The organism is Chryseobacterium sp. 2VB (genome assembly GCF_005503635.1).
Taxonomy (GTDB): domain Bacteria; phylum Bacteroidota; class Bacteroidia; order Flavobacteriales; family Weeksellaceae; genus Chryseobacterium; species Chryseobacterium cupriresistens.
Genome location: NZ_SCNC01000010.1, coordinates 133,028 through 158,975, shown reverse-complemented (window position 1 = coordinate 158,975; position 25,948 = coordinate 133,028). Strand labels below are relative to the sequence as shown.

32 protein-coding genes are annotated in these 25,948 nt (G+C 36.7%); 16 read left to right on the top strand and 16 right to left on the bottom strand.

Annotated elements, in window-relative coordinates:
- Nucleotides 1-218: 218 nt before the first annotated feature.
- Nucleotides 219-509 (bottom strand): HU family DNA-binding protein, encoded by a 291-nt coding sequence (locus FFS26_RS11865; protein WP_002976900.1) that lies wholly within the window; start codon nucleotides 507-509, stop codon nucleotides 219-221.
- A gap of 399 nt (nucleotides 510-908) precedes the next feature.
- On the opposite strand from FFS26_RS11865, the gene panD reads away from it, so the two are divergent.
- From panD to FFS26_RS11825, 8 genes are all read left to right on the top strand, one after another.
- Nucleotides 909-1,259 (top strand): aspartate 1-decarboxylase, encoded by a 351-nt coding sequence (panD, locus tag FFS26_RS11860; protein ID WP_002976902.1) that lies wholly within the window; start codon nucleotides 909-911, stop codon nucleotides 1,257-1,259.
- Between the two features lie 3 nt (nucleotides 1,260-1,262).
- Nucleotides 1,263-2,291, top strand: a complete 1,029-nt coding sequence (locus tag FFS26_RS11855) for a lysylphosphatidylglycerol synthase transmembrane domain-containing protein (protein ID WP_137905119.1) — start codon at nucleotides 1,263-1,265, stop codon at nucleotides 2,289-2,291.
- Nucleotides 2,292-2,467: 176 nt separating this feature from the next.
- Nucleotides 2,468-3,043: a TerD family protein gene (locus FFS26_RS11850; RefSeq protein WP_047420681.1), complete on the top strand. Its 576-nt coding sequence runs from the start codon at nucleotides 2,468-2,470 to the stop codon at nucleotides 3,041-3,043.
- Between the two features lie 27 nt (nucleotides 3,044-3,070).
- Nucleotides 3,071-3,748 (top strand): TerD family protein, encoded by a 678-nt coding sequence (locus FFS26_RS11845; RefSeq protein WP_110010092.1) that lies wholly within the window; start codon nucleotides 3,071-3,073, stop codon nucleotides 3,746-3,748.
- Nucleotides 3,749-3,836: 88 nt separating this feature from the next.
- Nucleotides 3,837-4,475, top strand: a complete 639-nt coding sequence (locus tag FFS26_RS11840; RefSeq protein ID WP_110010091.1) for a vWA domain-containing protein — start codon at nucleotides 3,837-3,839, stop codon at nucleotides 4,473-4,475.
- A 17-nt stretch (nucleotides 4,476-4,492) separates the two neighbouring features.
- A complete protein-coding gene (locus tag FFS26_RS11835; protein ID WP_137905118.1) occupies nucleotides 4,493-5,536 on the top strand; it encodes a TerY-C metal binding domain-containing protein in 1,044 nt (347 codons plus the stop codon).
- The gene (locus tag FFS26_RS11830) at nucleotides 5,536-6,813 is read left to right on the top strand and encodes a PP2C family serine/threonine-protein phosphatase (protein WP_137905117.1); all 1,278 of its coding nucleotides are present in this window, start codon (nucleotides 5,536-5,538) and stop codon (nucleotides 6,811-6,813) included. The genes FFS26_RS11835 and FFS26_RS11830 overlap by 1 nt, the downstream gene beginning before the upstream one ends.
- A gap of 5 nt (nucleotides 6,814-6,818) precedes the next feature.
- A complete protein-coding gene (locus FFS26_RS11825) occupies nucleotides 6,819-8,330 on the top strand; it encodes a helix-hairpin-helix domain-containing protein (protein WP_137905116.1) in 1,512 nt (503 codons plus the stop codon).
- Between the two features lie 170 nt (nucleotides 8,331-8,500).
- Here FFS26_RS11825 and FFS26_RS11820 read toward each other — a convergent pair whose 3' ends face one another.
- The 6 genes from FFS26_RS11820 to FFS26_RS11795 form a co-directional block, all read right to left on the bottom strand.
- Nucleotides 8,501-8,941 carry a GNAT family N-acetyltransferase gene (locus FFS26_RS11820; RefSeq protein ID WP_110010087.1) on the bottom strand — a complete coding sequence of 147 codons (441 nt, stop codon included), beginning with the start codon at nucleotides 8,939-8,941 and terminating at the stop codon, nucleotides 8,501-8,503.
- Between the two features lie 243 nt (nucleotides 8,942-9,184).
- The gene (tyrS, locus tag FFS26_RS11815) at nucleotides 9,185-10,384 is read right to left on the bottom strand and encodes a tyrosine--tRNA ligase (RefSeq protein ID WP_137905115.1); all 1,200 of its coding nucleotides are present in this window, start codon (nucleotides 10,382-10,384) and stop codon (nucleotides 9,185-9,187) included.
- A gap of 481 nt (nucleotides 10,385-10,865) precedes the next feature.
- A complete protein-coding gene (locus FFS26_RS11810) occupies nucleotides 10,866-11,456 on the bottom strand; it encodes an NAD(P)H-dependent oxidoreductase (RefSeq protein ID WP_137905114.1) in 591 nt (196 codons plus the stop codon).
- Nucleotides 11,457-11,531: 75 nt separating this feature from the next.
- Complete coding sequence (locus FFS26_RS11805; RefSeq protein WP_137905113.1) at nucleotides 11,532-12,350, bottom strand: helix-turn-helix domain-containing protein; 819 nt, start codon at nucleotides 12,348-12,350, stop codon at nucleotides 11,532-11,534.
- An 11-nt stretch (nucleotides 12,351-12,361) separates the two neighbouring features.
- A complete protein-coding gene (locus FFS26_RS11800) occupies nucleotides 12,362-12,898 on the bottom strand; it encodes a GNAT family N-acetyltransferase (RefSeq protein ID WP_228449432.1) in 537 nt (178 codons plus the stop codon).
- 122 nt (nucleotides 12,899-13,020) lie between these two features.
- Nucleotides 13,021-13,644, bottom strand: coding sequence for a hypothetical protein (locus FFS26_RS11795; protein ID WP_110010083.1), 624 nt, complete (start codon nucleotides 13,642-13,644; stop codon nucleotides 13,021-13,023).
- 305 nt (nucleotides 13,645-13,949) lie between these two features.
- Between FFS26_RS11795 and FFS26_RS11790 the strand changes: the two genes are divergently transcribed.
- Nucleotides 13,950-14,513 carry a TetR/AcrR family transcriptional regulator gene (locus FFS26_RS11790; protein WP_110010081.1) on the top strand — a complete coding sequence of 188 codons (564 nt, stop codon included), beginning with the start codon at nucleotides 13,950-13,952 and terminating at the stop codon, nucleotides 14,511-14,513.
- A gap of 38 nt (nucleotides 14,514-14,551) precedes the next feature.
- Entirely contained in the window at nucleotides 14,552-15,958 is a 1,407-nt protein-coding gene (locus FFS26_RS11785; protein WP_137905112.1) for an MFS transporter, read from the top strand.
- Nucleotides 15,959-16,025: 67 nt separating this feature from the next.
- Here the strand turns inward: FFS26_RS11785 and FFS26_RS11780 are convergent, their stop codons facing one another.
- The 9 genes from FFS26_RS11780 to FFS26_RS11740 all read right to left on the bottom strand — a co-directional run bounded on the left by FFS26_RS11780 (nucleotide 16,026) and on the right by FFS26_RS11740 (nucleotide 22,034).
- Entirely contained in the window at nucleotides 16,026-16,757 is a 732-nt protein-coding gene (locus tag FFS26_RS11780; protein WP_137905111.1) for a class I SAM-dependent methyltransferase, read from the bottom strand.
- A 193-nt stretch (nucleotides 16,758-16,950) separates the two neighbouring features.
- Nucleotides 16,951-17,364 (bottom strand): SRPBCC family protein, encoded by a 414-nt coding sequence (locus FFS26_RS11775; protein WP_110010077.1) that lies wholly within the window; start codon nucleotides 17,362-17,364, stop codon nucleotides 16,951-16,953.
- Nucleotides 17,365-17,366: 2 nt separating this feature from the next.
- Nucleotides 17,367-17,870, bottom strand: a complete 504-nt coding sequence (locus FFS26_RS11770; RefSeq protein ID WP_137905110.1) for an SRPBCC domain-containing protein — start codon at nucleotides 17,868-17,870, stop codon at nucleotides 17,367-17,369.
- A 36-nt stretch (nucleotides 17,871-17,906) separates the two neighbouring features.
- Complete coding sequence (locus tag FFS26_RS11765; protein ID WP_047378845.1) at nucleotides 17,907-18,227, bottom strand: ArsR/SmtB family transcription factor; 321 nt, start codon at nucleotides 18,225-18,227, stop codon at nucleotides 17,907-17,909.
- A gap of 161 nt (nucleotides 18,228-18,388) precedes the next feature.
- On the bottom strand, nucleotides 18,389-18,589 hold the full coding sequence (locus FFS26_RS11760; protein WP_228449431.1) for a YqaE/Pmp3 family membrane protein: 201 nt from the start codon (nucleotides 18,587-18,589) through the stop codon (nucleotides 18,389-18,391).
- Nucleotides 18,590-18,609: 20 nt separating this feature from the next.
- Entirely contained in the window at nucleotides 18,610-18,993 is a 384-nt protein-coding gene (locus FFS26_RS11755) for a tetratricopeptide repeat protein (RefSeq protein ID WP_137905108.1), read from the bottom strand.
- 85 nt (nucleotides 18,994-19,078) lie between these two features.
- A complete protein-coding gene (locus FFS26_RS11750) occupies nucleotides 19,079-19,498 on the bottom strand; it encodes a DUF1801 domain-containing protein (protein ID WP_137905107.1) in 420 nt (139 codons plus the stop codon).
- Between the two features lie 86 nt (nucleotides 19,499-19,584).
- Nucleotides 19,585-19,998, bottom strand: coding sequence for a hypothetical protein (locus tag FFS26_RS11745; protein ID WP_137905106.1), 414 nt, complete (start codon nucleotides 19,996-19,998; stop codon nucleotides 19,585-19,587).
- Between the two features lie 17 nt (nucleotides 19,999-20,015).
- Nucleotides 20,016-22,034 carry a M3 family metallopeptidase gene (locus FFS26_RS11740; protein ID WP_137905105.1) on the bottom strand — a complete coding sequence of 673 codons (2,019 nt, stop codon included), beginning with the start codon at nucleotides 22,032-22,034 and terminating at the stop codon, nucleotides 20,016-20,018.
- Nucleotides 22,035-22,249: 215 nt separating this feature from the next.
- Here FFS26_RS11740 and FFS26_RS11735 point away from each other — a divergent pair, with 215 nt between their 5' ends.
- From FFS26_RS11735 to FFS26_RS11710, 6 genes are all read left to right on the top strand, one after another.
- Nucleotides 22,250-22,774: an SRPBCC family protein gene (locus tag FFS26_RS11735; RefSeq protein ID WP_137905104.1), complete on the top strand. Its 525-nt coding sequence runs from the start codon at nucleotides 22,250-22,252 to the stop codon at nucleotides 22,772-22,774.
- Nucleotides 22,775-22,912: 138 nt separating this feature from the next.
- Nucleotides 22,913-23,362, top strand: a complete 450-nt coding sequence (locus tag FFS26_RS11730; RefSeq protein WP_110010070.1) for a hypothetical protein — start codon at nucleotides 22,913-22,915, stop codon at nucleotides 23,360-23,362.
- A gap of 120 nt (nucleotides 23,363-23,482) precedes the next feature.
- Complete coding sequence (locus tag FFS26_RS11725; RefSeq protein ID WP_110010069.1) at nucleotides 23,483-24,118, top strand: DoxX family membrane protein; 636 nt, start codon at nucleotides 23,483-23,485, stop codon at nucleotides 24,116-24,118.
- Between the two features lie 44 nt (nucleotides 24,119-24,162).
- Nucleotides 24,163-24,672, top strand: a complete 510-nt coding sequence (locus FFS26_RS11720) for a nitroreductase (protein ID WP_110010068.1) — start codon at nucleotides 24,163-24,165, stop codon at nucleotides 24,670-24,672.
- On the top strand, nucleotides 24,623-25,189 hold the full coding sequence (locus FFS26_RS11715; protein WP_171006294.1) for a hypothetical protein: 567 nt from the start codon (nucleotides 24,623-24,625) through the stop codon (nucleotides 25,187-25,189). The genes FFS26_RS11720 and FFS26_RS11715 overlap by 50 nt, the downstream gene beginning before the upstream one ends.
- 189 nt (nucleotides 25,190-25,378) lie before the next feature.
- Complete coding sequence (locus FFS26_RS11710; protein WP_137905102.1) at nucleotides 25,379-25,945, top strand: 30S ribosomal protein S16; 567 nt, start codon at nucleotides 25,379-25,381, stop codon at nucleotides 25,943-25,945.
- The last annotated feature ends 3 nt before the right edge of the window (nucleotides 25,946-25,948 follow it).

Sequence of the window (25,948 nt, the reverse complement as noted above, 5' to 3'; positions counted from 1 at the left end):
GACATTTCTAAAGCACAATATACTTCCTGAGTTATTTAGCCAAAACTGTTCTCTCACCCCTTTTGCTTTGTATGTAAATTTATTCTTTTGCAAACATAGGAGCCAAAACTTAATATTTCTAAACCCTTAAAACTTCTTAATGGTTAATTTTCTATCATCATTGAACATAAAAAAGGCTGTTTCTAAGAAACAGCCCTGAATTTTTGTAATCTGAATGATTATTTTTTCTTAGCACCTGAAACTGCATTTGATAAATCAGCTCCAGCTTTGAATTTAGCAACTTTTTTAGCAGCAATTTTGATCGGTTTTTTAGTTGCAGGGTTAATACCTTGTCTAGCCGCTCTCTCAGCTACTGAGAAAGTACCGAAACCTACTAAAGAAACTTTTCCGTCTTTTTTCTTTAATGTAGTTGTAACGTTACCAATGAAAGACTCTAGAGCAGCTTTAGCTGCAACTTTAGTGATACCTGCATCTTTTGCGATTGCGTCGATTAATTCAGACTTGTTCATAATTTTTAATATTAAAGTTAGTTCGTAATTATAGCAAATATAGTACTATTTTCTAATTGTGCAATTTTTTTATTAAAACTTGTGAAATTTTTTTGCATTTCACTGAAATCAGTTAAAATATGATAATTCCACTTTTCACAGAAAATCTACGTTACAGGTTACTAAAATCATGCCAAATGCTTATGTGTATTGACTTTAGCAAAAAGTTAATATTATTTTTCGTATTTATTAAATCCTAAATTGTGTATGAAGAATTAATTTTTTTGACCATATGATTATTAAATTTATAAGTAATTTTTATATTTCTTGTGTTTTGTTAAATTAAACCCCTGTGTTTGTGGGAGTTTTAAAATGATAATAAACGCCTGTTTTATTAATTTTTATTAATAAATTTGCAACATGTTAATAGAAGTTTTCAAGTCTAAGATTCATAGGGTGAGAGTAACTGCCTCTGACCTTAATTATATAGGGAGTATAACGATCGATGAAGATCTTATAGAAGCTGCCGGTCTGGTAGTGGGAGAAAGAGTCTATATCGTGAATGTGAACAACGGAGAACGTTTTGATACCTACGTGATCAAAGGGAAAAGAAAATCAGGGGAAGTGTGTCTGAATGGTCCTGCAGCAAGAAAAGTACAGAAAGATGATATCATTATCATCATTGCCTATGCTCAGATGACTCCGGAAGAAGCAAAAGACTTCCAGCCAAAGATCGTTTTCCCGGATGAAAAAACAAATCTTCTTACGTAGTACATGGAGAAAACATCAAAAAGTCCGGTAAAATCAATACTTACAATAGTAATATCGCTTGCTTTTGCAGGCTTTTTTTTATGGCTTGCCTTAAGAGGTCTGGATTTTAAAGTCATTCAAAAGTCATTGGCAAAAGCTAATTATATCTGGGTATTGTTTGCTTCCGTATTTGGTCTTCTGGCGTACTGGTTCAGAGCGATCCGCTGGAATCTGATGCTGGAGCCGATGGGACACAGAATTTCCAATTCCAATGCGCTTTGGTCTATCTCATTTGGTTACCTGATGAATCTTACGATTCCCAGAAGTGGCGAAGTAGCAAGGGCAACCGCTTTATATGGCGTGGAAAAAGTACCTGTAGATAAATCTTTCGGAACTATTATTCTGGAAAGAGTAGTAGACCTGATCTGTATGCTTGGTTTCTTAGGACTGACATTATTGTTTAAATACGAAGCCATTCTGTCATTCTATAAAAACTCAGGAGTCAATATTAATCCTACTAAAATAATATTGATCCTTTCCATTCTGGTAATAGGAACAGTCTTATTTTTTGTATTTAGAAAGAAACTGGCAGAAGTTCCGTTTTTAGGAAAAGTGGTTAGCTTTATTGACGGGATTTTTCAGGGGATAACTTCCATCTTTAAATTAAAAGAAAAAGGGAAATTCATTCTTTATACATTAGGAATCTGGATTTGCTATTATTTAGCAGCTTATCTGGTGTGCTTTGCCCTTCCTGAAACTTCAGCATTTACCTTTGCAGATGGATTTTTCATTATTGTAGTGGGAACACTGGGAATGATTATTCCTGCCAGTGGAGGAATCGGAGCGTATAACCTTGCCATGAAGTATGGTTTTATGGCGCTGTTTATTTCAGTAGGGAAAAGTGCAGATTTTGGAGGTGAAATGGGGCTTACCTATTCCTTTATTTCTTTACCGCTGCAGATTGTGATTATGCTGGTGATGGGATTAATCTCCATTCCCATGCTGGCCAAAGCAAGAAACAATGCTGTTTCAGATAAAGAATTTGAAAATTAATTTACTCGTTTTTACATAATACAAGGTTCAATTTTTAATTGGACCTTTTTTTATAGCTGTTTTTTAACTTAAATCGTTTTAATTAAGCGGTCTATAGCATTTTTTCATCAATAAATTTGGTCAGTTCATAAATCACTTCTATCTTAATGCAAAAAATAATCATAATATAAAACACTATGGCAATTAATCTACAGAAAGGACAAAAGATCGAGATAGGATTGACGAAAATGACGATTGGATTAGGCTGGGATCCGAATGAAGGAACCGGCTACGATTTTGACCTGGATGCTTCTGCAATCATGATTGATTCTGACAGAAAATTAGTAAGCGAAGAATACTTCGTTTTTTACAATAACTTAAATTCTCCGGATGGAGCCCTTATCCATACAGGAGATGATCCGAGTGGTAAAAACAGTGATGGTGACGATGATGAAGCGATCATTATAGACCTTGATAAAGTAGATTCAAGAGTAGAAGAGATCCTTTTTGTGGTAACCATAGAAGACTTTGAAAGAAGAAGACAGAATTTCGGACAGGTAAGAAATTCCTATATCAGAGTAGTAGATAACCATTCTAACCAGGAAATTGCAAAATACGAACTGGATGAGGATTTCTCTATTGAAACCGGTGTAGAATTCGGAAGACTGTACAAAAGAAACGGAAGCTGGAAATTTGAAGCTTCAGGAATAGGATACAGAGCAGATCTTGGCTTCTTCCTTGAAAAATACTACAAAGGGCAAATCATCAAATAAATCGTCAAATACACAAAAACTATAACTATGGCAATTAATTTACAGAAAGGACAAACGATAGATTTAAGAAAGAATGACCGCGGAGAAAGCGTGTATGATCTTTCAAAAGTAACCATCGGTTTAGGATGGGATGTAAGAAAACAAAGCAGCGGTTTTTTTGGAAAACTATTCAGTAAAGAAGCAGAATACGACCTTGATGCAGTAGCATTTCTTTTAGATGGCAACGGAAAAGTAGCCAATTTGGGAAGAACGGTACAGACCAATGACGGAAGACAGATGGGGCTTTACCAGGGAGATGTGGTTTTCTTCAACTCCATGCAGCATCCAAGCGGAAATGTATGGCTTACCGGAGACAACAGAACCGGTGCAGGAGATGGAGATGATGAACAGATCATTGTAAGATTGGATCAGCTGGATCAGAGTTATCAGAAAATAGTATTCCTTGTTACTATTTATCAGGGAAGAACCAATAACCAGCACTTCGGAATGATTGAAAATGCATTTATCCGTGCCGTAGATGCTTCAGGAAAAGAAATTACAAAATACAGCCTTTCCGGTGATTCAAGTATGAATGGTAAATGTGCAATGGTTTTTGCAGAAGCATACCGCCACAACGGAGACTGGAAATTCCGTGCTGTGGGAGAACCACACAATACAGATAATTTTATCGATATTCTGAGACAGCAATACGCGTATTCCAACTAGATTTTCGAATTTTATTAAACCATAATAAAAGCCGTCGGCGGAAGTCTCCGACTTCCGCCGACGGCTTCAGAATTAATACTTGTCTATAATGAGCAGGAGATTATTAGCTTATTTTTTATTAGATACTTCAGGTTCTATGAACGGAGAGCCTATTCAGGCACTGAATAATGGTTTCAACGGCCTTATCAGTATGCTTCGTGCAGATCCGCAGGCAATGGACAGCCTGCATTTGAGTGTTATAACCTTCGATAGAGATGTTAAAAATATGATACCCTTAACAGATCTGGCGAGCTTTTATCCCATGGAAATTACCTGTCCGGACAGTGGCCCGACGCATACAGGAGCAGCCCTGGAAATGGTTTCAGAATTGATGCAGAAGGAAATTGTAAAAGAATCTGCCGATACAAAGGGAGACTGGCAGCCGCTGCTTTTTATATTTACGGATGGAAAACCTTCGGATATTCAGAAATACAGGCAGATGATCCCGGTGATCAGAGGACTGGAATTTGGTGCTATCGTAGGATGTGCAGCAGGCCCGAAAGCTGATGAAAAGTTTCTGAAGGAACTCACAGATCATGTGGTAAAGCTTGATACTACGGATGCCATTACCCTCTCTTCCTTTTTCAAATGGGTGAGTTCTTCCATTACGCAGGGAGGACAATCTCAGAATACAGGAGAAAACATCACATTACCTCCGCCACCATCGGAGCTTACTATTATTATTTAAAAAATTGTCTTTACAGCATGAGAAGACTGCCTATTTATTTTTTAGTAGACGTCTCCGAATCTATGGTAGGAGAACCTATTGAGCAGGTGCAGGAAGGGATCGCTAATATTATCAGGGAATTAAAAAAAGATCCTTATTCACTTGAAACTGTCTACATTTCCGTGATTGGTTTTGCGGGAGAAGCTGAAATCATTACGCCGATGCAGGATATTATCAGTTTTTATCCGCCTAAAATTCCGGTCGGAAGTGGTACATCACTTTCCCAGGGTTTAATTAAACTAATGGATTGTATTGACAGGGATATTGTGAAAACAACGTATGAAAGAAAAGGCGACTGGAAACCTATAGTGTTTCTTTTTACAGACGGAGTGCCCACTGATGATGCGACCAAAGCCATTGAAAGATGGAATAACAAATACAACGGAAAATCTAACACTATTGCTGTTTCTATTGGAGAAAATACCAATTATAAACTTCTCGGATCTCTGGCAGACCATGTTTTACTGTTCAATAATTCTGATGAGAATTCTTACAAAGAGTTTTTCAAATGGGTAACAGATTCTATTAAAACAACCAGCCAGAGTGTCACAGAAGCCAAAAAAGAAGGAATTAATTTGTCTAAAATAGATTCCATGATTCTGGAGAAAGTAGATCCAGAAATGGAACAGAGATTCCCGGATAATAATTTTGTAGTATTGAACGGAAAATGCCAGGAAACGGAAAAGCTTTATCTGATGAAGTTTAAAAAAGCATTCGCAGAATCAAGCATACCGGGAATGGCTACAAGATATTACAGATTGGACGGAGCGTATAAAATTGATGAAAAAGCCTACTACAGACTTTCTTCCAATCAGAAAACGCATCTTAAAATCAATATCGAAGAACTGGATGGAGGTACTTCATGTCCTCATTGTGCCAATCCTATTGCATTAGCTACCTGCTCGTGTGGAGGAATTCACTGTCTGAGAGGGGAAGGATACAGCAAATGTCCTTGGTGTGGAACTTCGGATTATTACGGATTTTCCGGAGGAGGATTTGATATTAACAGAACGCTGGGCTAATGATGGGGAAATTTTTCAGGAAGTCTGCCGCAGAATCCAAACCAAAGACGATGGAACAGGCTGTTGTTTTTAAAGAAAAAGAAGAGTTCAAAGATGCTCATTGGGTATTGAAAAATGCCAGTGCAAAGCAGTTCTATGAATTCACTTTCGATATGGAAGATTTCCCGAACATACAGATTCAGAATATCGGAAACATTGAAGAAACAGGGCTTACTTTTGAAAACAATAGAATCTCAGGAATCCCGGTTACCAATAATATGTACCATCTGGATATTCAGTTTTATCATATTCATGATCAGCATCAGATGGAGACTAAGAAAATACAGCTCTTCGTCAATGCAGATCCAAAAGATTTATGGAAGAATATTCCAAGCGATACAAACGCCGCTTTTTATAAACCGGAAGAAGACTCATTCAAAGGTTCTTTTTCAGACAAAAAAAATGTTGTCGCTTCGAAAAGAGGACGTTCCCATGCGCATGAAGGCAAATTTCGTGAAGACGATTTTGCTGTAAATAGGCTTCCCGATGGCTGGAATATTATTGCTGTTTCAGATGGAGCAGGCTCAGCAAAAGCTGCAAGAGAAGGTTCCAGACTGGCAACGGAAACAATCAACCGGTTTTTTAACTCACAGGAGACTTTAAATCAGATTGAAAATAACATCAATGTTTTATATATCAATCAGTTTTCTGATGAAGAACAATTGAAAGCCAAGCAGGATATCATCAATATCTTATCAGAAGGTGTTTTACATGTTTATCACACACTGGAAAAAACAGCAGTGGAAAATGATTTTTCAGTAAATGATCTGCACGCTACTCTTATTTTTACTTTACTTAAAAAGTTCAGTTTCGGATATGTCATTCTGAGCTTTGGAGTGGGAGACTGCCCGATCAATCTTATTAATACAGACTTTTCTGAAGTTAAGCTTTTAAACCGGATGGATGTGGGAGAGTTTGGTGGAGGGACACGTTTCATCACCATGAAAGAAATTTTTAATGATACAATAGCTTCCCGTTTCCGGATTACCTGTGTAGAAGATTTTTCTTATCTGGTGCTGATGACAGATGGTATTTATGATCCTAAATTTACCACCGAAAACAAACTGGAAGACACAGAAAACTGGAAAGCACTTTTTGAAGACCTTGCCGGGAATAATGATGACAGGGCGAAAGTAGATTTTATCAACGATGAAAAGATTGATGAAGAACTTTTAATCTGGAGCGATTTCTGGAGCAGAGGAAACCACGATGACCGTACATTGGCAATAATCTATTAATACGAATGAAAAAGACCATTAAGGTTGTTTCTGTTCTGGACACAGCCAAATCCTATGAATATGTAGATGAAAACCCTATCCGGGGCGGGGTGAAGGATGTTTATTTTTCGCCTGATAAAGAATATGTAGTTGCTTTTTACCGGAATCCGCTGGATGAAGGACAAAAAGAAAGAATCATGAGAATTGTTTCCACTTATCTGCAAAGTTTACAGAGTGGAAATGCTTCAGAGTACTTTCTGAACGAAATATTCAGATGGCCTTATGATATTGTTGAAAGAAATAAACTCACAGGAATTGTAGTTCCTGTTTATCACCATAAATTTTATTTTGCCAAAGGTTATATTGGTTCGGATAATATCCAGGGACAGGATAAAGTGGGGAAGTGGTTTACCGCTCCCATGTTCCGGAATCAGCAGTATCCGTTGAGACTGGATCGGTCAGAATTGGGAGATTGGCTGAGCTATTTTCAGATTGCAGTCAATATCAGCCGGGGAGTAAAAAAGCTGCATCAGATGGGGCTTGCACATTCCGATTTATCTTACAATAATATTCTGGTGGATCCTGTTACAAAATCTGCCTGTATCATCGATATTGACGGCCTTGTGGTACCCAAACTCTTTCCACCGGAAGTGATAGGAACTTCTGATTTTATTGCGCCTGAAGTTTTGAAAACCCAACATCTGAAACTTCAGGATCCGGACAGGCATTTACCCAATCAAAAAACAGACCTGCATGCTCTTGCGGTTCTCATTTATATGTATCTGCTGAGAAGGCATCCGCTGCGTGGAGGTAAAATCTGGGATCTGGATTCTGAAAAAGATGAAATTCTGTCCATGGGAGAAAAAGCAATGTTTGTAGAACATCCGCAAAATAATTCCAATCATGTGAAGTCCGATCATCTCAGAAAGTGGGATGCATTCTGGGGAGATCCTCAAAAGATTCCATATACCGTTACAGGGCCATATATTTCAGAACTGTTCAGGAAAACATTCGTAGACGGATTACATGATCCCATCAGGCGTCCCACAGCCAATGAGTGGGAAACTGCTTTACTGAAAACAGTAGATCTGATCCAACCATGTCTTAATCCGGATTGTACAGAAAAATGGTACGTCTTTGATAATACGAGTAATCCCAAATGCCCGTTTTGCGGAATACCACATCAGGGAACATTACCCGTTTTAGACTTATATTTTAAATTTGATGATGAGGTCTGGAAACCGGAAAATCACAGGCTCATGGTTTATCATAATCAATATCTTTTCAAATGGCATGTTTCCAGGAAAGTGATACGCAATGAAAATCTGACGATGCAGGATAAAATGCCGGTAGGATATTTTACGTTCCACCAGGGAAGATGGGTATTGGTCAACCAAAGCTTATCAGGAATGAAGGATGTCACAGAACAGAAAGAAATTCCACCAGGCTCTATGGTTGAACTTACCGATGGTAAAAAAATACTGCTTTCCTCAGAAGAAGGCGGAAGATTGATTTACGTAACCATGGCAAACCAGTAAAGACTAACGGGTAATCAAGGCTTGTTTCCGGAGTGTCATTCTGAATGGAATGAAATGTAATTAAGAATCTCACAGATGATCGTGGCTATTTATGCTCATTTATTTGTGAGATTTGTGTTTAAATCAAAGGGGAACATTCAACGGCTTTAGTCAAAACTTAAAAAAAGCATCTATTGTCTTTCCGTTTCCATAAAATAAGAATACTGGTCTTCCCCCACAATTCTGAACCCAAGACTTTGATAAAGATGCTGTGCTTTATTTGTTTTTAAAACACTTAATGAAACCGTTTTCCCTGCTAAAGAAGCTTCTTCTAAAATATCTGACAAGATCTTTTTTCCAAGCCCTTTGCCCTGTTGACTGGGATCAATCTGAAGCTGCAGAACCTCAATATTGGTAAATGTTCTGTCTACTTTTAACAGCCCGATGGGTTGGTCATCTAAAAAAATGATATTGGCTTTTTCAAACTGATACAGAACTCTTTGCAAAGTTGTTTCCCTGTCGGTAGAAAGCCCGGAATTTTCATAATGAGGATTCATGGTTTTCATTCTTAGATCGAGAAGAAAATCAATATCAGTATCATCAGCTTGTTGATAGCGCAGGTTAAGATTCATAGTCAAAAATAAAAAAATAAGCTCTTACTTGAATGCAATTTTCAGTCCTATTTCTTCTTGCATAGGTTAAAGGTTGTAAAGGGTGGAAGCTGGAAGAAGGAAGCTGGAAGCTATTATTGTGCTGTAGAGCATTTCTGTATTTTTTATTGTAACTTCTGTTTTTTTAAAAATATTCCAATCAAAAAACTTCATATGTTCGACGTCTGCCGGAAACTTCCATCTCCCAGCTCCCGTCTTCCAGCCTTACACCAGCTCAAAAAAGCCCCTTCTCCCGATTTTAATTTTAGTTTGAGGCATCAACTCCATCTCTTCATTTGCGTCTGTTATTTTAATGGTATTGATCTGAATTCCTCCACTCTCAATCAATCTCCTGATGGCAGATTTGCTAAGGTCATTTTTAAGCTGGTGACAAAGTTCAACAATAGAAATTTTATTTTTGATGCTTTTCAATGAACCAATAGCTACAGGTTCATACACTTTCTCTTCAAAATTTTTATTCTGAAACTGGTTGATAAAGAACTTTTCTGCATCTTCAGCTGAAGTAGAATCATGGTACTGGCTGACGATATTTTTAGCAATGATTTTTTTAATATTCATTGGGTTTTCGCCTTCGTTTAACCGGGAAAAAATCGCTGTTTTTTCTTCCATCGAAAAATCGGTAGTCAGGTTGATAAACTCTTCAATCAAAGTATCAGGAATAGACATGGTTTTTCCAAACATCTCATTAGGCTCATCCGTCAGTCCGATAATATTGTTCAGGGATTTACTCATTTTTTCTTTTCCGTCAAGACCTCTCAGTAAGGGCGTACACATGACAATCTGAGCGGGCATTTGATGCACCTCCTGAAGCTGTCTTCCCATCGTGCAGTTGAACAGCTGGTCTGTGCCTCCCATCTCGATATCGCACTCAATTTTTACAGAATCAAAACCCTGAAGAATCGGGTAAACCAGTTCATGCATGGCAATAGGCGTATTTTCTGTAAACCTTTTATTAAAATCATTTCGGTGCATCAATTGAGCCACGGTCACTTTTGAAAGCAGTTGAATGACCTCAGAAAAATCAAGAGCATCCAGCCAGTCGGAATTGAAAACAATCTTCGTCTTCTCTACATCAATAACCTTTGAAAGCTGATTGATGTAAGTCTGGGCATTATGCTGAACATCTTCGGCACTTAAAGGTTTTCTTGCTTTATTTTTTCCTGTAGGATCGCCAATCCTTGCCGTAAAGCTTCCTACAACAATAATGATCTGATGCCCCAGATCCTGAAACTGTTTCAGCTTTTTCAATACTACCGCATGTCCCAGATGGAGATCCGGAGCGGTGGGATCAAATCCCAGTTTGATGGAAAGTTTTCTGTTTTCTTTAGAGGCCACAGCCAGTTTTTCTTCCAGACCGTTTTCCGGTAGGATGATAGCCACATTTTCTTGTAATGGATGAATCATGTTGAATAGTTTTAAAATGAAAAAAAGCCCGGACAGGTACTGTCCGGGCTCTATATATACGTTAGATTATTTTTATTGGATTACAGATATAGAAAGTCTTCCCGAACGATAGCCCGGAGTGTAATATTCACTGAAGAATGGAAGACGTAATATACTGTTCAGATGTTTCATTGTGATGCAAATATACAGGGAATTCCTGAGGATCCAATATTTAAACCATTAAGACGCATTGCAGGGTTATAACAAGATTTGTTTTAAAAGAAAAACTTAACCATCCATCAATCTTAATGGCTTAAAATAATGGTTCAAAACAATTTTACTTGCGGTTTTTGAAGCTAATTTCATGCCATAAATCCCTTAAAAATAAAATACAGGATAAAGATGTAAAAACTGTATTGTATTATTTTCTTTGTCACCTGATAAGAAGTCTTTAAAATAGGGCTTATTCTCTGTTTTTCTATCATTGTTTTCATGAAAAAAATTAATAGTTAAGAACATGTTCAGAGTATAGATTTCTAATCTGACCTTTCCAGATTTCCAGATTTTCGGAAGAAGCTTTATCTGCTTTATCAAAAAATAAATGCCTGATAATTTCAAGCCCTGAATAGATAAAAATGCCATTGTCAGAAGTGAGTGTCAATGCTTTATCCATTCCTGTTTTTTCATATTCTTCATAGGATTTTCCATGGGTATTGATGATCACCGTCTTTTTACCTTCCAGAAGCCCTTTCTGTATACCCTGGTCATATCGGTAAGCAAAACCATAGCTGAAAACACGGTCTATATATCCTTTCATTATCGCAGGAAGTCCGGTCCACCAGATTGGGTAGATAAAAGTAATCTGTTCTGCCCATGAAATATGCTCCTGCTCAGTTTTTACATCATCCGAAACTTTTCCCACACGTTGTCCCTGCATGTCTTCCAGTGAAAGTATAGGATCAAAGCCTATGGTATAAAGATCTCTCACAACAACTTCCTCGTTATGGAGCTGAAGGGTTTCAACAACTGTGTTTAAAAGATGATGATTTAAACTGTTTTCATTAGGGTGCGCGTAAATGATTAAATGTCTCATTGTTTTGATTGTTAAGATTAATGAGACAAAAGTAGCGCAGTGCTCTTTTCAAAAATTGTAAGAAAACGAAACGGTCTATCCGGACCTGGGATTACAGATTTCCTGCTGGAATTTTAAATACTGAGCCGGCGAGATGTTGATAAAATGTCTGAAATCATGGATGAGCTGGCTTTGGTCATAATAGCCACATTCATCAATGATCGTAAACCACTTGACAGGGTTTTGCCTTTCTGTTTCCTTTTCAATGAATTGTATAGCTTTTAGAAATCGATGGTAGCGGGTAAGTTCTTTTAAAGAATAGCCAAACTGCTCTTTCTGCTTTCGCTGGATGTTTCTTTCTGTCTGCTGAGTCTGTTCTGCAATTACTTTAACGGGATTTAACAGATCATTCTCAAAACTGCTCAAAAGCTGTCCTGTAATGTCCCGATCCTGCAGATAAGGTTTACAGAATTCAAGAATGTAATCTACCCGTTTTGTGACTGAATCTAATCTTGTAAGCTGATGCCAAAGGTCTGTAAAACAATTTTTTTCCAGTAATTCATCCGGATGTTTTAGCGATTTTTCAATAGATATTTTTCCAAAAAATCTGAAGAATGCATCATCCTTAAAATTGGCAACCAAAATAGAGCATCCTGCGGGAAGTGTGTATTCAAAAGCTTGTCTTACCGGTCCGAATACCATGCATTTGTCCACACTTATCATCGTTTTTTCCCGCGTAGACATCGTAGCATCTTCTCCAAAACAAAATAACAGAATTGTTTGATAAGTAGGTAAAAGCGTCTTGGTAACGGAGGATTCGGAAGTATTTTCAGCAAAATAAAAATGAGTAAATACATTTTCAAATTCCTGAGGGACTGAAATTCTATACTCTTTGTATTCAGAATGTAATTCCATAAGCCTGAAAATTAAACGATGAGGTTTTTGATCATTGTAAAGTTGGTCAAAGGAACTCCTTTTACATAGACCGTTTTTTCCTGAACAACCTGAAAGCCTGCTTTTTCAAAAAATGGTCTGGCCGTTTTGCTTACATCTGCAGTAACCTTTGTTTCATAATTCAGCAAAGCTTCTTTTTCAATCTGACGATAAAGCATGGTTGCGATACCTTGATGCTGATGATCTTTGTGTACAAAAAGCAGATCAATATAATTTCCGTGATCAAGCGTACAAAAACCAGCAATCTTATTTTTTATGACCGCGATCAAAACATATTGATCACGGATCACTTTCATCCATCTCTCCTCATTCTGAGCCCCGGATTTCCAGGCTTCAAGCTGTTGAGTATCATAGTCTTTTTTACATACTTCATCTATGGTTGCCGTAAAAAGCTGCAGCATTTCCGGAAGATCATCACTGACTCCTTTTCTGATGATGATTTGAGTATCTGATGTAAAGTTGTTCATAAAGCTTTTGCTGTTCTTTAATCTGATGTCAGAAAGTTTCATAAAAAAGCAAGCAGTTCCGCATCGTAAAAGGAAACTGCCGGCTATGTTATAGTTTTTATCCTGGTTCAATACTATAAAAGGCAATTATTGAATGCAGGATGTTACATAAACCGCATAATTTTCTATTCCTGCTCAAGCTTGATGATAGATCCCTTGTAAAATCTGGTCAGATCATAAAGATCGGTAAAGTAATGCTGAAGATCCGGGATGATGGCAGGATCAAAATCTTTCAAGCCACATTGGTCTTCTGCCATAAGGTACAAAGACTGGTTATCCGGTTTCAGATATTCACAAAGGATATTATCAGAATTTTGTTTTCTGTTGATCATCTCTGTCAGAAATATTCCGTAGATCAGAAATTGATTGAAATTTTTAGCATCCACAATATAATTCATGTCCTGTTTCAGCAGTTTTTCATAATCGGAAAGGATCTGAAGGAAATTTTCGGCATGAACGGTTGTTGGAATTTCATAAAAAAGATCAATACCATTGATGAAAAGCTGTGTTTTGGTCTCTTCGTGATCTGAAGAATATACTTTGTGAAACCATTGAAAAATAAGCAGAAGCTCTTCCTGAGTAAGCTCTTCAACAGAACTTTTTACTTTTTCTTTAATGGTTTCAAGGCTGTTTTTCGCTTCAGGCTGAAGAAATTTCAGAATATGTTCTTCTTCACGGCTGAGCTTATTGTACAAATTAATTTTGGCAATAGTGGGATTGGTCTTGATGAAATATAGTTCTTCCGCCATAGTTATTTACCAAATTAGATTTCAAATGGTTGTTTAAATATACAAAATATGCATCAACTGTATTAAAAAAAATAATATGCAATGAATGGTATGCTATTGTGCTGTTTTTTGCATTGCAATTCTGTTTCCTTCCGGGTCTTCGAACTCTGCTGCAGCAAATTCATATTTTCATCAATTCTTTTGGGGTAAAAAACAGAACCTCCATTTTGAACAGATTGTATTGATCTTCTAAAATAATTTTTATCTCAATTTTAAAAATAGATAGACTTATCTATTTTTTATCTACATTTGTAAAAATTTTCAAGATGAAAAAGGAAAAAGTACGTGAAAGGATTATCAGGGTTGCTTCAGATCTGTTTTACAAACAAGGGTATAATTCTACAGGAATCAACCAGATTATTGCGGAAGCTGATATTGCCATTGGGTCTTTATACAATCATTTTTCCTCTAAAAATGATCTTCTCCAGGCTTATCTTGTTAAAGAAGAGCATGAATGGTTTGAAGGATTTGAAAACAGTACATCCAAAATTTCAGACCCGAAAGAAAAGATTCTTGCACTTATTGATTACCGGAAGAAACTCCAGCAGACTTCAAAGTTTGCAGGCTGTCATTTCATTAAAATTGTTTCTGAAACCGGAGAGGGAAATCCTGCCGTTTCTGCTTTTGCAAAACAACATAAAGAAAAACAAAAAGAGCTGATTAAAGCAATCGTTAACGAATACACAGCAGAAACAAAACTGACAGATCCGGATGTAGTAACAGAAAATATTTTCCTTTTAATAGAAGGAGCGGTTGTTACTTCCACAATCAACAGACAGAACGATTCATTTGATCAGGTGAAAAAAATGATACAGGGCTTATTACCTTAATTTTTTAAATTATTGAAAATAGATATATCTATATAAAAATGAAGCGTAAGTATTTGAAATTATTGGTAGTGCTATTTGGTCAGTTGCTGACAATTATGGATATTTTTATCATTAATGTATCCATACCTTCCATACAGCGTGATCTTCAGGCTTCCAACGGAGAAATGCAGCTGATGATTGCAGCTTATCTTATCGGTTTTGCTTCTTTACTCATTACAGGAGGGCGATTGGGTGATCTGTACGGGAGAAAAAAGATCTATATGATCGGGTTATTGGCTTTTATGATAAGCTCGGTGGTTTGCGGATTTTCTGCAGGAGCAGGTCAGTTGATTATTTCAAGATTTGTACAGGGAATCAGTGCAGCAATGATGGCGCCCCAGGTACTTTCTATGATACAGATTCTGTTTCCTGATCATCACGAACGGACCAAAGCGATGGGCGGGTACGGGATAACCATTGGGATAGGAACTGTTTTGGGACAGTTTCTGGGTGGTTATTTTTCGTCTCTGAGCATGATGGATGAACCCTGGAGACTCATTTTTCTGATCAATATTCCAATTGGCCTGCCGGCAGTTTTTCTTACCTTGAAATTATTGGAAGAATCTAAAATTCCTGTGAAACAGTCCTTTGATGTGGCGGGTGTTCTGATTCTTTCTGCAGGATTGTTCTGTGCTACTTATGCTTTAACCACATCTGAGCATGAAGGGCTGCATTTCAAAAATGTTTCTTTAATGATTATTTCTGGCGGGATTTTATTCACTTTTATAAAAAATCAGAAGAAAAGAATTCACAATAATCGTTCTTATCTCATTGATTTTGAATTATTCAGATGTAAAAATTTTAATCTAGGAATCATAGCGGTTTCTTTCTTTTTTATTATGCTGGATTCCTATTTTTATATTTTATCCCTTTTCTTTCAGAACGGACTAAAGATCAGCCCGTTGGATGCAGGGAAGATTATTGTTTTTCAAGGGTTAGGTTTTATCCTGGCATCGTTCGTTTCTGTAAAACTGATTTTGAAGTATGGAAAGAAATCCCTGATAGCAGGACTTAGCTGTATTATGGTTATCCTAATCCTTCAATTGTTTTTATTCAATAGGCAGACGAATTTTCCTGTTTTTTGTCTGCTGTTATTTTTACATGGAATGGGAATAGGATCAGTTATTCCTTCCCTGGCCAATATAGCCCTGTCCGGAATGTCTGAAAAGCTGATTGGCAATGCCTCAGGTGTTTATAATACCTTTCAGCAGATTGCTGCCATTATCGGAATTGTTGCTGTAGGAAGTGTTTTCTATTATTTTCTTGGAGAAAAACCTGATGCACAACATTATCACAATGCTTTCTCTGTTGCTTTGCTGATTAATATTCTCTGTCTGATTTTGGTAATGATCTGTATTCTTAAAGTTCCGGATCATGTTCTTCCGGAACTGAGAAACAGAAAATGATACTGGATTTTAATGTTGATAGATCATCAGATTCTAAGAGAAATAAATTCAAATTTCTGGTTGAAAATTATTTTTCAGCTGAAATGAGCAACATCATCGGTCTGCGGAGTTCCTCTTTCATCTCCGGAATTTCTTTCAACATCTCTTCGCCTGGTTGAGGTTCAATAATTTCTTTGATTTTAAAACCTGCTTTTAATAATGTATTTAAATAAGAAGTTAAAGTACGGTGATATTTGATGACATGTTCTCCCAGAAAAGTAGTGTTCCTTTTTCCTTCCACAAAATAACGGTCTACCGGCCAGCAGGTTTTTTCACCATTTTTATCATATACCCAATCCTGACCGCCTTCTGCCGTGAAAACAGGATGCTCTACCGAAAATATAAATGATCCGCCGGAAACAAGCCACTTATGAATATTTTGAACGCTACTATCGAATGATTCTATATAATGCAAGGTGAGAGAGCTCAATATGATGTCAAATTGTTCTGCAGGATAGTCAACATCTTCAAGGGCTTTTCTTTCATATTGAATTCCTTTAAGATTATTGATTTCCATAGCTTTTGCCAGCATTTTTTCTGAAAGATCAATTCCGGTTACAGATTTTGCTCCGTGTTCTATCGCATAGCGGCAATGCCATCCGAAACCACAGCCAAGGTCAAGAACATTTTTTCCCTGAAAATCAGGCAGCATATTTTTTAAGGTGTGCCATTCTCCTGCTCCCTCTAATCCTATCTGAGAACGGAGCATTTTCTCGTATTGATCAAAAAATGAAGGATTATCGTATTTATTTTCTTTCATAGCTTCAAAAAATTGTGGTTCTAGGTTTTAAATCTTGACAAGGATTGTAGTTCTTTCTGATATTAATCTCAGATATTTCACATTTTGAAATATAAATTTACGACAATATCAGAGATGAGAGGTTTCCGATCCCTTAAAAATAAAAGCTGAATGTAAAACATCCAGCTTTATACCAACTCTCAATTGAAAATTTTTAATTTGATTCCGTATATTTTTTGAAATTATCAAGAATTGCCTGCCAGCCTCCTTTCTGCATTTCTTCAGGATTCTGGCTTTCAGGATCAAAAGCTACATCTACATGGGTTTGGCCATTGTTTTCTTTAAAGTCAACATGTACCTGTCTTCCGTCCGGCATGGTATAGGTAAAGTTTTCGCCTTCTTTTATTTCATTATAAACAGCTTCAAAGTCGAAACCGAAACTTCCGTCTTTTGCTTCCATTCTTGCGGCATATTTTCCTCCGACTTTCATATCATTTGAAGCGGAAGGACATTGCCAGGAAGGATCAGCAAAGTTCCATTGGGTGATATGCTCTGGTTGGGTGTAATAATTCCATACTTTTTGTGCATCTGCATTGATGGCTGCAGAAACTGTGATTTTGTGGCTCATTTTTATGGTTTTAATGTTAATAATAATTCGTCAAGTTTTTCAAGAGTTGCCATCATTCCCTGTTCCATTCCCATTTCGATAATGGTTTCCAGATCAGCTAAGGACTGATAGTGTACAATTGTTTCTACAAGGGTATTCTCATTTTTATCCGTGAAAGTTACTGTCCATTCTGCCTGGGGAAGATCTATATTGATTTCTCCCTTTTCATTGCAAAACGCATCACTTGAAGTATAAGAATCAATTGGACTGATCTTGTGATAGCCAACCCAGCTCCAGTATTCTTTTCCGTCAGGTTCTACCATTGCATAATGCCAGTGTCCACCTTCACGGAATTCCATAGATTTTGTTTTGGTAGTAAATGGTTTGGGGGCGAACCAACGATCAAGAAGGTCACTTTTCGTGTAGCAATCCCAGACCAATTGTCTGTTCGCTATAAACTCACGTCTGATGGTTAAGGTGTTCTTTTCCTTATCTGCAAGGAAATCGAACTGAAGAAGATGTTTCATATTAATATTTTTATAGTTTGGTTGTCGTATTAAACTTTATTTCTGCTGGCTTTTCAAAGTTGCCAGTAACGTGTCAAGCTGTTCGAAACGGCTTTCCCATATCTTTCTGAACTGTTCCAGCCAATGGTCTATTTCTTTCATTTTATCAATTTCTAGAAAGTAATAAATTTCTCTTCCCTGATGATTTTGAGTCACCAATTCACACTCTGTCAGAATTTTCAGATGTTTTGAAACGGCCTGTCTAGTCGTATCAAAATGCTCTGCTATGGCATTGGGCGTCATCGCCTGTACTGCGATCAGTGCAATAATAGCTCTTCGTGTAGGATCTGCTATAGCCTGAAAAATATCTCTTCTCATAGGTGATAATTTTTAAATGAAACTATATGGTTGCAAATATATGTGCAACTTTTCGGTTTCGCAATTTTTTTTGATGAAATTTATAAATCAGAAACTGAAAAACAATAGATAATGTTTATTAATTGATTTTAAATCAGGTGTTTGTGTAGTCTTGGTAAGTTTTATCTTTTATTTTCCCGCATGGCTTTGATCAATCGGTCATTTCTTTTGTCTGCTCTTTCATTATTTAAAGAAAGTACAGCCCAGATTGCCGCAGGAAGCCATCCGATAAGGGTAATTTGTAAAATCAGACAGATGATTCCGGTGAAAACTTTTCCCCGGACGATAAAAGATAAAAAGGGTAATAATATAGCCAGTAACATGATTGTAATTAAAATGATTTTTAAAGGGATTGCGGATCAAAATATGCTTTAAAAGTAAGAGGATCTTCAGTTTTATCCTCAGCTTCTTCAAGATATTCAAGATACTCTTCCTGATGTTTTCCCATATAAACAAGCACAATGGAAAGGTTGACAAACAGATTTTTGTCTTCAGAACCTAAATTTAATGCTGTATTTAAATATTCCAGTGCTTTTTCATTTTCTCCCATATCGGAATAAACAGCACCCATATTAATTAAAGCCGGAGTGTTGTCAGGCTCAGCCAGTAAGATTTCATCCAGTTCCCTGATCAGCAGATCGTTTAAAGTATCCCAGTGATCTTCGTTTTCCCATCTTTTGGCCTGAAGTTTTTTTACGTTTTCTAATCTTTGTTTTATCGTGCTCATTATTTAAAATTACAAAATGGATCGCTTCCTGTACAAATTTAGCTTTCCTGGAAAAAATAGGTTATTTTTTACAGAATTAAAAAAGTTATTCTTTGAGTCCATCCAGTATGGCAGCTTTCAGTATTTCAATATTAATATCCTTTAAAGCTTTAAATTTAATACAATATCCCGTTACACCAGCTTTACCTATCTTTTCTCCGTACGTTTTTGACAGGTAAGTTTTGTTACTGATATTCATAATATAAACGGAAATTCCTGTAGTATTGGCACTCATCCCAATCTGGTAAAAATCTCTGGTCTTTCCGTCAGCATATTGTAATGTATAAAATCCATATCCGATATTAGGATTGGAAACTGTTTTATTGTCATCGTTTTTACCATCCAGAAACCACAGCTGGCATTCCGGCATGAGCTCTACAATAATGTTGTGGAGTTCCTGCATATCATTGCGTTTCAGTTCCGGCTGACTGTTGATATAGTCCTGGATTTGTTCTTGAATGGTCATGGATCAGGAATTATTTTGAGGTTTTCGAGCGGCTAATTTAAAACAAAAAGAACAGCAAACGCTGTTCTTTTATTGTGTTTTCTGATCTATGGGATCAATTCTTTTATTGTTTTCTCTGTTTTCAGCAGTTCACCATCTGGAATCTGATGATGAAGATAAGTGAAAAGCAAATTGGTTACCCAGCTATTTTCAATCTGATGAATATGGTAAGAGCAGATCAAACCAAAATCATCGGAAATATAAGCGGGAAGATCTGAAGAGCCGGTGGTTCTGAAGGTGGAAATAAAAATTTCCTTCCGGATATCACTTATTTTGTCTTCTGTTTCCTCATCTAAAGATTTTTCTTCAATTGCCTGATAGGCTTTCATCCATTCATCAGAAAACTCTGCAGAATCTCTGTTGTCAAGAATTTCATCAATCTTTTCAGGAGTTATACGTTCAAAAACTGTTTTTAAAGATTGATTAAAAACAGCTTCTAACTTGTTGATTTCTTCTGTCATAATTTTCAAGGTATATCCTATCCAAATGCTCTTTTCAACAGGCTTTCCACTTTAGGCTCACTGCCTCTGAAACTTTTGTAAAGCTCCATTGGATCTTTTGTTCCGCCCGAAGAAAGCAATACTTTATATTTGGCTGCAATCTCAGGATTGAAAATTCCGTTTTCTTTGAAATACTGGAAAGCATCAGCATCCAGAACTTCCGCCCATTTGTAAGAATAATATCCTGCCGAATATCCTCCCTGGAAAATGTGAGAAAAGCTTGGGCTCATCGCTGTTTCAGAATTCGAAGGATAAAGAGTGGTTGCTTTGGTATATTTATCTTCAAACTCTTTTACACTTTCATGTTCCAGTTCTGCCACTTTAGTGTGATAATTCATGTCCAGAAGTCCGAAACCTAGCTGTCTTAAAGTCTGGTAACCTTCCATGAAATTTTTCGACTGCTCAATTTTTTCAATTTTTTCGTCAGGAAGAACTTCTCCTGTTTTATAGTGTTTTGCAAAAGTTTTTAGGAACTCAGGCTCATAGCAGAAGTTTTCCAGAAACTGTGAAGGAAGTTCTACAAAGTCCCATTTCACAGAAGTTCCGGAAAGAGTAGGATATTGAGTATCCGCCATCATTCCGTGAAGAGCGTGCCCAAACTCATGGAAAAGAGTCGTCACTTCCTGGAAGGTCAATAAGCTAGGGGTATCTTTTGTCGGTTTGCTGAAGTTGCAGACAATTGAAATATGCGGACGGGAATTTTCGCTGTTTCGCTTATACTGGTTTTTGTAGCTGGTCATCCATGCACCGGCTCTTTTTCCTTTTCTTGGAAAATAATCAACATATAATAATGATTTGTAATTTCCGTTCTCTTTTACTTCATATACCTTTACATCTTCATGATATTTCGGAATGTCGTTTCTTTCCTCAAATGTCAGTCCGAAAAGTTCTCCAGCCAGCCCGAATACAGCATCCTGAACCTGATGTAATGGAAAATAAGGTTTTAATTCTTCATCATTAAGATCAAATTTCGCCTTACGAAGTTTTTCAGCATAAAATGCATGGTCATAACCTTGCATTTCTTCAATTCCGTCGGCTTTTGCTAAAGATTTTAATTCTTCAATTTCTTTATCAGCATAAGGTTTTGCTTTGGTAAGAAGTTCATTTAAAAAATCGAAAACTTTCACCGGAGACTTGGCCATTCTTTCTTCAAGAACGAAATCAGCGTAGTTTTTATATCCTAAAAGTTCAGCTTTTTGTTGTTTTAAATTCAGAAGTTCTTTAATCAAATTCTGATTGTCAAATTCACCACCGTCGAAAGATTTTTTACCATTGGCCAAAGCCAGTTCCTTTCTCAGTTCACGGTTTTCAGCATACGTCATGAACGGGATATAACTTGGATACTGTAACGTGACCACCCAACCGTCAAGGTTTCTTTCTTTGGCTTCTTCGGCATATTGATCCATGATGGCTTCAGGAATTCCTGCTAGATTTTCCTTATTGGTGATATGTTTAAAATAAGCATTGGTAGAAGCCAGAACATTTTGTCCGAACTGTAAAGATTTTACAGAAAGATCCATGCTGATTTTCTTTAATTTTTCTTTGTCTTCCTCATTCAGTAAAGCTCCGCTTCTTACAAAACCTTTGTAGGTCTCATTCAAAAGCATTTCCTGTTCCTCGTTAAGATTATATTTTCCCTTTTCATCATATACTTTCTTGATTTTGTTGAAAAGAGCCTCGTTTTGAGAAATTTTTGAAGAATATTCCGTTAAGATCGGAGAAACCTCCTGGGCAATCTGCTGGATCTCATCGCTGGTCTCTGCCGAATTTAAGTTGAAAAAAATATTAGAAACCACATCCAGCTGTTCTCCCGAATAGGCCAAAGCTTCAATAACATTTTCGAATGTGGGAGCATCAGGATTGTTGACAATAGCATCAATTTCCGCTTCAGATTTTTGAATTAAATCTTTAAATGCAGACAGATAATCTTCATTTTTAATACTGTTGAACGGAGCCGAATGATATGGAGTGTTAAATTTTTCTGTTAAAATATTCATTTTTTTGATCTTTTTTAGATAAGGTAAATTTAATGATTCATCGGGAATCACAGCTGAAACGCTCAAAAATAATGCCTTACTGGTGTGGTATGACAAAAATACCTTATCTTTAATTAATCTTGTCATATGGAAAGAAGGAGTGATGTGGGAATATTTAATTTTGAGAACAGATTTAAAAAGTCATCATTAAATAAGTAACCTTAAATATACAGACTATGAAAACACTCTTAAAAATTATCGGTATTATCATCGTACTGATTCTTATCTATGCTGTCATTGCCATGCTGGCTTTCAGTAAAGATTATCACTATGAAAAATCAATTGTCATTAATGCTCCAAAGGAAAAAGTATGGCAGCATACCAGCTCTTTACAAGCATACAATACCTGGGATCCTTTTTCTAAAGAAATCAAAAATTTTTCTGTCACTTATTCAGGTGCGGGTAACCAGCCTGGCAACTCTTATCACTGGAAAGGTGACGGCAGTGAAGGAGAACAGTCTATCACAGAAATTATCCCGAATGAAAAACTGGGAACCCAGCTTCATTTCATACAACCTTTTGAGGGAACTGCTAAAAGTAATATCATACTGACTCCTGAGGGCAGCGGTACAAAAGTGACCTGGATGATAGATAATGAGCTGAATACCATGATGAAAATCATGAAGCCTATGATGGACAGTAATATGGACAAAATGTTTAGCCTGGGACTGGGAGATTTGAAGAAACTTGCTGAAAAATAATAGGAAGCCTTGTACAATGTACAGGGCTTTTTTATTAAATTCTTTTTACCCATCATGTTGATTGAGGAAGCGTTATTTTGTGTTAAGTCATTGAAATATTATTCTAAAAATATTATCTTTATATAAAGAATAGATTATATGGAGAAGATTGTATTTGAAAAAAGTGATATCAGAGACTTTGTGAAGACCACCATCGCAGAGAAAATTGAAAAATTGAAAAACTTTATAGAATTTACCCTGGAAGCGAGCCGCGATATTAAAAAGACACCAAAATATGACAGCATGAGAGAAGAGATGCAGGAGGAAATTTATCAGATGCAGCGGCAGCTCGGAGCATTGAATGATCTTAGGAGGAATATGGCAAAAGTTCTCAATACAGCTACTGTAAGAGTGCAGCTCGGCTCACTGGTCATTACCAACAAGGCAAGGTTTTATATTTCAGTGTCATTAGGAGAGTTCTTTTTTGAAGGAGACCGGTTTTATGCCATTTCTCCTGAAAGTCCTATGGCAAAAAAAATGATGGGAATGAAACCCGGAGACGAGTTTACCCTGAATAAAATCCATCAGAAGATTGTAGAGGTACTGTAAATAAGATTCAGCGATATCTCTTTTCAAGCATACAGTTATTCATCAGGATAAGGATTAACTTCAGATTTATATTTGAAGTTTTATTTTTATTTAGTACCTTGTTATGCAAAATACTATACTATGAAATTTGAACAATTAAGAAAAGGCAGAATTAATCAGTGGATCATTATTCACCTTCGTTATCTCGTAGGCTCTGCTTTTTTCCCATCAGGTCTAATAAAGCTTATGGGAGAGAGGTTTACCAGAATTTCAACTGATAACCCGATAGGATATTTTTTTGAAGCTTTATATCAATCCGGATTGTATTGGAATTTTTTAGGACTGGCACAGGTGGCAGCCGGAATTTTACTGATGACACAGCGCTTTGCAACACTGGGAGCATTGATGTTTCTGGCTATATTGAGTAATATCTGGGTTATTACCCTCAGTCTTTCCTTTTCGGGAACCTGGATAATCACCTCCTTAATGATGGTTGCCGTACTGATATTGGTCATTTGGGATCAACATAAACTGCTTCCTGTTTTTAATTACAATAAAGCAAGTACGGTGAAGGAATATCCGGATCCTGACAACAGATGGATCATTGCCGGGGTAGTATATTCCATAAGTTTTATTGTGTTATTTATGCTGAACCCGGCAAAAGGGCAAGTCTATGAAAAATGGCTGAGCATTCTGATTACTTTAATCATTGCCGCAACATTTATCGTAAGCAATTATCAGGCGTATAAAAACCGTAAAATGGCTGTACATCCTTAACATTTTAAAATGAAGATTGAATTTCATGTTGTAAATTTGCAGGTATGAGTAAAGCAACCATTTTAAAAGAAATTATAGAGGAGAGAAGAAGTATTTTCCCGAAAGATTATACTGATGCGGAAATTCCTCAGGAAGTTTTGGAGGAAATTTTACATGCAGCAACATTGGCTCCGAACCACAAACGTACCAAGCCATGGCGTTTTAAAATCTTCAAAGGGGATGAAAAAACTAAGCTGGCAGCAGAAATGCAGGCTATCTATAAAACCAGTACCCCCGAACAGCTTTTCCTGGAAAAAAAATACAATGATATTGGTTTCAAAATCAATAAAGCTGATGTAGTGGTTTCCATTGTTGTCAACTTCAGCGGTATGGTTCCGGAATGGGAAGAAATAGCAGCTACTTCAATGGCAGTTCAGAATATGTACCTTACCTGCACTGCAAATAATATCGGGTGTTACTGGAGTTCTCCCAAGATTGTAGACGAACTGAAAGAATCTCTTACTATTGAAGAAAACCAGAAATGTCTGGGGCTTTTCTATATGGGAGAAGTCTGAAATGAAGAATATTTACAGAAATTATAATGAGGAAGATCTGCATGCCGCTTATGTTCATATGACAGATCATACTGGAAAAGTCAATGATGAGTTGCGTGAGGCCATCAGTCAGAAATTCAATTATGATGAATTTGTAAAAGCAGCAGAATACAGAAAAATAGTAGTTAAAGAAAAAGGAAGAATTTCTTTTGAAATACACAAAAGGGTACAGAAGGGAGAAAAGATGGATGTTATCCTTGAAAATATATCTTCAGAAATAATTGGCAGCAGCGATTTGAAGATTTTTATTCTGAATAAATTTGATCAGTTTTCAAAAGTTAGAGAAAACGATAAGATAGATGAGAAAATAATTTTCAAAAGCCTTTTAGGACTTGTAATAGCTTCTGTTACCGGGAGTCTTTTTTTTAAGGCTGTGATTAATTACATCTACCGGACAGTTTTCATTTTTTCTGCTGGTGCCTGCTTACATCATCAACTATTTGGTGATCTATGGGATTACAGGAAAGACAAGAGATAATTTTGTTGTTTTTATGGCTGTTTTAATTTCTGTTGTTCTTTCAACAGTACTCTCTTTTGTGCTGATTAGTTAAAAAAATAATTTGAATTTCTAAAACTTTTCATCTGGAGCTTTTTACTTCAAACTTTTTTACTATCTTTGCACTCTTAAATATTTAACTGGGACGAGTTCCCGTAAAATTCAAACATTATGTCAGTAAAAATCAGATTACAAAGACACGGTAAAAAAGGAAAACCTTTTTTCCACATCGTGGTTGCAGATTCTAGAGCTAGAAGAGATGGTAGATTCATCGAAAAACTAGGTACTTACAACCCAATTACTAACCCGGCAACTATCGAATTGAACGTTGATTCTGCTGTAAAGTGGTTAAACAATGGTGCTCAGCCTACTGATACTGCTAGAGCTATTTTATCTTACAAAGGTGCTCTTTACAAAAAACACTTACAAGGTGGTGTAGCTAAAGGTGCTTTTGACGAAGCTGAAGCTGAAAAAAGATTCAATGCTTGGGTAGAAGCTAAAGATGCTAAAGTACAAGGTAAAGTAGAAGGTTTAGCTACTGCTAAAGCTGATGCTAAGAAAGCTGCTTTAGAAGCTGAAGTAAAAGTAAACGAAGCTAGAGTTGCTGCTGCTGCACAAGCTGAAGCTGATGCTAAAGCTGCTGAAGAAGCTGCTAACGCACCTGCTGAAGAAGTTGTTGCTGAAGCTGCAGAAGGAGAAGCTCCTGCTGCTGAAACTGAAGAAAACACTGAAGCTTAAGAA

Excerpts from the sequence above, each read along its gene's own strand:
- FFS26_RS11760 (WP_228449431.1), bottom strand. The coding sequence starts at position 18,589 with ATGTTACTGGCTATATTATTACCCTTTTTATCTTTTATCGTCCGGGGA.
- FFS26_RS11845 (WP_110010092.1), top strand. The coding sequence starts at position 3,071 with ATGGCAATTAATTTACAGAAAGGACAAACGATAGATTTAAGAAAGAAT.
- panD (WP_002976902.1), top strand. The coding sequence starts at position 909 with ATGTTAATAGAAGTTTTCAAGTCTAAGATTCATAGGGTGAGAGTAACT.
- FFS26_RS11755 (WP_137905108.1), bottom strand. The coding sequence starts at position 18,993 with ATGAGCACGATAAAACAAAGATTAGAAAACGTAAAAAAACTTCAGGCC.
- FFS26_RS11795 (WP_110010083.1), bottom strand. The coding sequence starts at position 13,644 with ATGGCGGAAGAACTATATTTCATCAAGACCAATCCCACTATTGCCAAA.
- FFS26_RS11825 (WP_137905116.1), top strand. The coding sequence starts at position 6,819 with ATGAAAAAGACCATTAAGGTTGTTTCTGTTCTGGACACAGCCAAATCC.
- FFS26_RS11770 (WP_137905110.1), bottom strand. The coding sequence starts at position 17,870 with ATGAAACATCTTCTTCAGTTCGATTTCCTTGCAGATAAGGAAAAGAAC.
- FFS26_RS11785 (WP_137905112.1), top strand. The coding sequence starts at position 14,552 with ATGAAGCGTAAGTATTTGAAATTATTGGTAGTGCTATTTGGTCAGTTG.
- FFS26_RS11740 (WP_137905105.1), bottom strand. The coding sequence starts at position 22,034 with ATGAATATTTTAACAGAAAAATTTAACACTCCATATCATTCGGCTCCG.
- FFS26_RS11865 (WP_002976900.1), bottom strand. The coding sequence starts at position 509 with ATGAACAAGTCTGAATTAATCGACGCAATCGCAAAAGATGCAGGTATC.
- FFS26_RS11840 (WP_110010091.1), top strand. The coding sequence starts at position 3,837 with ATGAGCAGGAGATTATTAGCTTATTTTTTATTAGATACTTCAGGTTCT.
- FFS26_RS11775 (WP_110010077.1), bottom strand. The coding sequence starts at position 17,364 with ATGAGCCACAAAATCACAGTTTCTGCAGCCATCAATGCAGATGCACAA.
- FFS26_RS11780 (WP_137905111.1), bottom strand. The coding sequence starts at position 16,757 with ATGAAAGAAAATAAATACGATAATCCTTCATTTTTTGATCAATACGAG.
- FFS26_RS11720 (WP_110010068.1), top strand. The coding sequence starts at position 24,163 with ATGAGTAAAGCAACCATTTTAAAAGAAATTATAGAGGAGAGAAGAAGT.
- FFS26_RS11710 (WP_137905102.1), top strand. The coding sequence starts at position 25,379 with ATGTCAGTAAAAATCAGATTACAAAGACACGGTAAAAAAGGAAAACCT.
- FFS26_RS11765 (WP_047378845.1), bottom strand. The coding sequence starts at position 18,227 with ATGAGAAGAGATATTTTTCAGGCTATAGCAGATCCTACACGAAGAGCT.
- FFS26_RS11830 (WP_137905117.1), top strand. The coding sequence starts at position 5,536 with ATGATGGGGAAATTTTTCAGGAAGTCTGCCGCAGAATCCAAACCAAAG.
- FFS26_RS11850 (WP_047420681.1), top strand. The coding sequence starts at position 2,468 with ATGGCAATTAATCTACAGAAAGGACAAAAGATCGAGATAGGATTGACG.
- FFS26_RS11800 (WP_228449432.1), bottom strand. The coding sequence starts at position 12,898 with ATGAAACTTTCTGACATCAGATTAAAGAACAGCAAAAGCTTTATGAAC.
- FFS26_RS11835 (WP_137905118.1), top strand. The coding sequence starts at position 4,493 with ATGAGAAGACTGCCTATTTATTTTTTAGTAGACGTCTCCGAATCTATG.
- FFS26_RS11820 (WP_110010087.1), bottom strand. The coding sequence starts at position 8,941 with ATGAATCTTAACCTGCGCTATCAACAAGCTGATGATACTGATATTGAT.
- tyrS (WP_137905115.1), bottom strand. The coding sequence starts at position 10,384 with ATGATTCATCCATTACAAGAAAATGTGGCTATCATCCTACCGGAAAAC.
- FFS26_RS11750 (WP_137905107.1), bottom strand. The coding sequence starts at position 19,498 with ATGACCATTCAAGAACAAATCCAGGACTATATCAACAGTCAGCCGGAA.
- FFS26_RS11805 (WP_137905113.1), bottom strand. The coding sequence starts at position 12,350 with ATGGAATTACATTCTGAATACAAAGAGTATAGAATTTCAGTCCCTCAG.
- FFS26_RS11730 (WP_110010070.1), top strand. The coding sequence starts at position 22,913 with ATGGAGAAGATTGTATTTGAAAAAAGTGATATCAGAGACTTTGTGAAG.
- FFS26_RS11735 (WP_137905104.1), top strand. The coding sequence starts at position 22,250 with ATGAAAACACTCTTAAAAATTATCGGTATTATCATCGTACTGATTCTT.
- FFS26_RS11810 (WP_137905114.1), bottom strand. The coding sequence starts at position 11,456 with ATGAGACATTTAATCATTTACGCGCACCCTAATGAAAACAGTTTAAAT.
- FFS26_RS11745 (WP_137905106.1), bottom strand. The coding sequence starts at position 19,998 with ATGACAGAAGAAATCAACAAGTTAGAAGCTGTTTTTAATCAATCTTTA.
- FFS26_RS11725 (WP_110010069.1), top strand. The coding sequence starts at position 23,483 with ATGAAATTTGAACAATTAAGAAAAGGCAGAATTAATCAGTGGATCATT.
- FFS26_RS11855 (WP_137905119.1), top strand. The coding sequence starts at position 1,263 with ATGGAGAAAACATCAAAAAGTCCGGTAAAATCAATACTTACAATAGTA.
- FFS26_RS11790 (WP_110010081.1), top strand. The coding sequence starts at position 13,950 with ATGAAAAAGGAAAAAGTACGTGAAAGGATTATCAGGGTTGCTTCAGAT.